This window comes from Desulfosarcina sp. (assembly GCF_046496365.1).
Taxonomy (GTDB): Bacteria; Desulfobacterota; Desulfobacteria; order Desulfobacterales; family Desulfosarcinaceae; genus Desulfosarcina.
In genome coordinates this window covers 1-4,751 of the sequence record NZ_JAWOHB010000201.1, presented here as the reverse complement: position 1 = coordinate 4,751, position 4,751 = coordinate 1, and the positions used below count along the sequence as shown (strand labels likewise).

Sequence of the window (4,751 nt, the reverse complement as noted above, 5' to 3'; positions counted from 1 at the left end):
AATTTTTCCACCCTCGGCGTAGGCAAACAAGTTGACCTTGTCGCCACGTTTGTGATACTGCTGCTCAGCGGAACCGCGCTGGCGCACAAGGTCAACTTGTTTGTCTACGCCGAGGGTGGAAAAATTTATACGGAGAGCTATTTTCCGGACGGCAAACCCGTGGAGGGCGGCAAGGTGCTTGTTTATGACAGCCAGGACCAGCTGATCTTGGAAGGTGTCACCGACAAAACGGGGCTTTTCAATTTTGATATCCCTAAAATCGACGATCTTAACATTGTCATCGATGCGACCATGGGGCATAAGAACAGCTTCAAGCTTAAAAAAGGCGAGGTGGAGGCAGGAAAATGACAATCATTAAAAGCGGTCTTGCGATCGGCATCGGGTTACTCTTGATGACCATCCTCCCGGGAGTTGGCTGGGCGCAAGCGTCGCCGGATGAGAGCCCGCAGACGGTGGTCGCGCTGTTAAAGGAACAAAACGGCAAATTGTCCGGAGACTTAAGGCGCATTCAGCGGGAAATCGCATCCCTGCGGGCCGACCTCGACAAGCCTGGTATCAGAGATGTTTTCGCGGGCATCGGCTACATTTTCGGTCTGTTTGGGGTGGCAGCCTATGTCGCCTCGCGGCGCAAGGCGTGATGGGTTCGTAAAATTGAGGAGTCGAACATGCATATATCCGACGGCGTTCTTCCCGTTTTTGTGGCCATCGGTGGCTACGTGGCCGGTTTCGGTCTGACCGCTTGGAGCGCACGCCAAACCCGCAGCGAAGAGATGCCCAAACTCGCAGTCATGACCGCCGCTTTTTTTGTGGCCTCCCTGATCCATGTCCCCTTCGGCCCGACCAGTGTCCATTTGATCATACCGGGGTTGACCGGTGCGCTTTTAGGACCATCGGCCTTTCTCTCCATCGGTCTTGGCCTGTTGCTGCAGAGTCTGCTCTTCCAGTTCGGGGGCTTGACGGCCCTGGGCGCCAACGCATTAATGATGGGGGTGCCCGCCCTATTTTGTGGTTGGTTCTTCCAAAAATTCAAGGGCAGCACCCCGTCACGGCAGGCGTTGATCGGCGGTGTGGTCGGTGCGGCGGGAACGGCATTGTCAGCGATGATCCTGGCCGCCCTGCTGGTCACCGGCGGCGAGGATTTTTTCGGCGTGGCCAAGATCGCGCTGGCGGCGCATGTAGCGGTGATTATCATCGAAGGGACGGTGAGTGCTCTGACCATCGGTTTTTTGGCGCGGGTCAAACCGGCCTTGCTGATGCATTCTTTGCGTCGTCCCCGGAGGCCGGTGCATGGCTGATGTGACGCTCATCCAGATGCACTGGTGGCAACTGGCCGCCTTGGTGATCGTGCCGTTTGTGGTCCTGGCCCTTGGGGTCACGTTGCTCCGACGGCTGGCCCGCGTGCGCGGCGCGGAAAAAGGCGAGCCGGATTGGTCGGTGCCGCAGCTTGAAAACACCGCCGGCAAATCGCCGCTCCACCAATGGGATGTCCGCTGTAAGATTGTCACCATCCTCGTTTACAGCTTTATGATCACGGCCATCCAACAAATGACGCCGGCTTTTATCGCCATTGGCCTGTCATGTCTGGTACTGGTGGTGGCACAGGTGTCGCTGGCCAAAGTGCTGATGCGGCTTCTGGCCATCGTCGGATTCATCAGCATGTTCTTATTGATTATGCCCTTTACCGTGCCGGTGCACAGCGGCGACACGGTGATTGTTTTCGGTGAGTCGAATTGGCTTCACTTCAGCTTGCGCGGATTTGGTTTGGCTGGGACCATTACTGCCAAGGCCGTGGCCATTACCTTGCTAATGGAGCCGTTGCTCTCCACCGCCCCGCTGCCAGTCATCTTGCAGGGGCTTTCCCGGCTGGGGGTGCCGGAGATGGCCGGCCAGATGGTGTTGCTCAGCTACCGTTATCTGAATGTTTTTCGGCACGAAGCCCGTCGCATGTCCGCCGGCATGCAGGTCCGCGGTTTCCGCAAACGCACCGACATGACCACCATCCGGGCCGTGGCCAATTTCCTGGGGATGCTGTTCGTGCGCAGCTTTGAACGCACCGAACGGGTTTTCGATGCCATGCGCGCCCGTGGCTACCAGGAGCGCTTTCCGGAACAGGCCGAATTACGCCTGCGTGCCCTGGACCTTGTCGGGGCAGGCGTGTGGCTGACCGTCGGCGTGGCCCTGCTCCTTTGTGATCGCATGGTATGGTGAGAGAGGGCCAATGCACGAATTGACATCTATCCTTCCGCCGCCTAAGGTAATCAATCCGCTTTTTCGCCTGATCAGCCTTAATTATTGCTATGTGGATGGTCCCCAGGCCTTAAAGGAGATCGACCTTGAGATTGCCCCGGGTGACCGTATCGCCCTGGTCGGGCAAAACGGGTCCGGAAAGACCACCCTGCTTAAACAGCTGTGCGGATTGCTGCTGCCCGACAATGGAGATGTCTTTTTTAAGGACCAGCCGCTCGCAGGCAGCCATCTCGAAAATAGCCGACTGGCGATCGGGCTGCTGTTCCAGGATCCCGACGATCAGCTCTTCGGTCATACGTTGATCGATGATGTCGCCTTTGGCCCCACCAATCAGGGCCTCTCGCGTGAGCCCGCCCGGCAGGCCGCGCATCAGGCCTTGCAGCGTGTCCATCTGGCGGACAAGGCATACAAGGCACCGCATCACCTCAGTTTCGGGCAAAAGAAACGGGCCGCCCTGGCCGGCCTGTTGGCCATGCAGCCGGAGGTGCTGCTCCTCGACGAACCCACCACCAACCTGGATCCCCACCAGGAACAGGTTTTTCTCGATTTGCTCATGGACTTCAAGGGTACACTCGTCTGCATCAGCCACGATCTGCTTTTTCTTTTCGAGCTTTGCCGCCGGGCCGTGGTCATGCACAACGGGCGAATTGCCCACGACTACACCATAAACGATCTCGTCGCCCAACGCAGCGCGTTGCGGTCACATGGTCTTGATTTCTCTTTCCGCCTGGCGCCTGCCACCAATGGTGTGGAAAACCCGGAGCCGGCGGCCGCCTGCCACGTCGCGGCGCCACCGGCAGCTTCAACGGGCCGGCCCATGATCGAACTGCGCAGCTATGATTTTCGTTATCCGGACGGCACCCATGCATTGGCCGGGGTTGATCTTTGCATTCCGGTCGGTGAGCGCTTGGCCATGGTCGGCGAGAACGGGGCCGGCAAGACCACGCTGCTGGCCTGCCTGCTTGGTTTGCAGCAAGGAGACGGGGCTTACCTTTTCGAGGGCCGGCCGGTGAACCGCCGCTTGCGCAAGTATTTATGGCGCAACATCGGCATGGTGTTCCAGGACAGCGCCGACCAGCTCTTCTGCCCCAGCGTCGGGGAAGAGATCGCCTTTGGTCTGAAGCAGTTGGGCGTCGCCAAAAACGAGATCCGCCGGCGCACCGATGAAGTTCTCTCTCTGGTGCACCTGGAAGGTTTCGAAAAACGTGTTCCGCTGCACATGTCCGGCGGCGAACGCAAGCGCCTGGCGCTGGCCTGTGTGTTGGCCATGTCCCCCAAGCTGTTGATCCTGGATGAACCCTCCGCCGGGCTCGACCCCCAGGGGGAGGAGCTGCTGCTGTCTATCCTGAGTGAGCTGGATGTCACCTTGCTTCTGGTCAGCCATGACATGTTTTTTGTCAATGCACTGACCCGTCGTACCGTTGTCATACACCAGGGATTCATCCTCCAGGATCTTCCAACCGAAGCATTTTTCAAGGATTCAAGGCTTGGCAATCTCAACGGCCTGGCCTATACGTTCCGCCAGCGCTGCAGCGAGACTATCCGGGCCTTGCAGCACCAGCATGCACACAGCCATCCACACCGGCATCTTCACGCGCATCCCCATGAACACCAAGGGGTGATGCACGATCATCTTCACAGGCACAGTCACACCCATCGGCACAGTTTTGCCCATAGCCACCCCGGTGAAGACCAAGAACACCACCACCCACGCCGACGATATCACGATCACCACCATGAAGGCGATCACGACTGCCATGATCATGGCCATTCCGATATCCCGATTGAAAAATGATCGGATCTTGAATCTGCTGTGAGGCAGATCAATTTTTTTATGTTGAACATGAATGATTCGATCTTATCATATTTTTGATTGGCACCATTTCACATCATCGATCGAAAACGGGATCCCAACAACCAAGGAGGGTGACATGGAAGGTGACCACAAACACAAGCATCAGCATTCCCACAATCACATCCATGCCCATGAGCATGCCCACACCCACGGCGACAAAACCCACACGCATGCCCACGACCATGAGCATGCCCACGAACACGGACACGAACACAGCCCTGCCCACGGCCACTCCGGCGGAAGAGAGGATCACAGCCACGATCACAGCGGCGAGCATGGAGCCCATGACCATGATCACCCGGCAAATCAAAAGACACCCCATGATCATGCTCACTGATGGGCATTGTATCAAATGAAACCTTCCCTGAAATTTGGTCCGTTCACCATGGCTGCGTTTTTCTTTTTCCTGAATGCGTGTACTGGATCATTGCCGTCGGCCCACATCAAAGGCCCTTTCACTTACCACCAACCCATGGATCTAGTTACTGGAGGGTTTAAGCGTGCATACCGGGTACATATTCCTTCGGGATATGACGGCTCAACCCCGTTACCGCTCGTAGTCGTTATTCACGGTGCATTCGATACGGCGACAGGCATGGAGAAATTTTCTGGATTCAGTCAAATCGCCGATCGGGAAAATTTTATTGTC

The 4,751-nt window shown here is 57.1% G+C and carries 7 protein-coding genes; 6 read left to right on the top strand and 1 reads right to left on the bottom strand.

Annotation, left to right across the window (positions count from 1 at the left end):
- The first annotated feature begins 51 nt into the window (after positions 1–51).
- From R6V78_RS19330 to R6V78_RS19310, 5 genes are read left to right on the top strand one after another with little or no spacing between them, the layout of a single operon-like run.
- Positions 52–348, top strand: coding sequence for a carboxypeptidase regulatory-like domain-containing protein (locus tag R6V78_RS19330; RefSeq protein WP_410291028.1), 297 nt, complete (start codon positions 52–54; stop codon positions 346–348).
- Complete coding sequence (locus R6V78_RS19325) at positions 345–638, top strand: hypothetical protein (RefSeq protein WP_410291027.1); 294 nt, start codon at positions 345–347, stop codon at positions 636–638. Before R6V78_RS19330 ends, R6V78_RS19325 begins: the two co-directional genes overlap by 4 nt.
- Before the next feature lie 27 nt (positions 639–665).
- Positions 666–1,295: a cobalt transporter CbiM gene (gene cbiM, locus R6V78_RS19320; RefSeq protein ID WP_410291026.1), complete on the top strand. Its 630-nt coding sequence runs from the start codon at positions 666–668 to the stop codon at positions 1,293–1,295.
- Positions 1,288–2,208, top strand: a complete 921-nt coding sequence (gene cbiQ / locus R6V78_RS19315) for a cobalt ECF transporter T component CbiQ (protein WP_410291025.1) — start codon at positions 1,288–1,290, stop codon at positions 2,206–2,208. Before cbiM ends, cbiQ begins: the two co-directional genes overlap by 8 nt.
- Positions 2,209–2,218: 10 nt before the next feature.
- Positions 2,219–4,042, top strand: coding sequence for an ABC transporter ATP-binding protein (locus R6V78_RS19310; RefSeq protein WP_410291024.1), 1,824 nt, complete (start codon positions 2,219–2,221; stop codon positions 4,040–4,042).
- A gap of 94 nt (positions 4,043–4,136) precedes the next feature.
- Here R6V78_RS19310 and R6V78_RS19305 read toward each other — a convergent pair whose 3' ends face one another.
- Positions 4,137–4,424 (bottom strand): hypothetical protein, encoded by a 288-nt coding sequence (locus tag R6V78_RS19305; RefSeq protein ID WP_410291023.1) that lies wholly within the window; start codon positions 4,422–4,424, stop codon positions 4,137–4,139.
- Between the two features lie 30 nt (positions 4,425–4,454).
- On the opposite strand from R6V78_RS19305, the gene R6V78_RS19300 reads away from it, so the two are divergent.
- Positions 4,455–4,751: hypothetical protein (locus R6V78_RS19300; RefSeq protein ID WP_410291022.1), on the top strand; the 297-nt coding region annotated here is incomplete at its 3' end.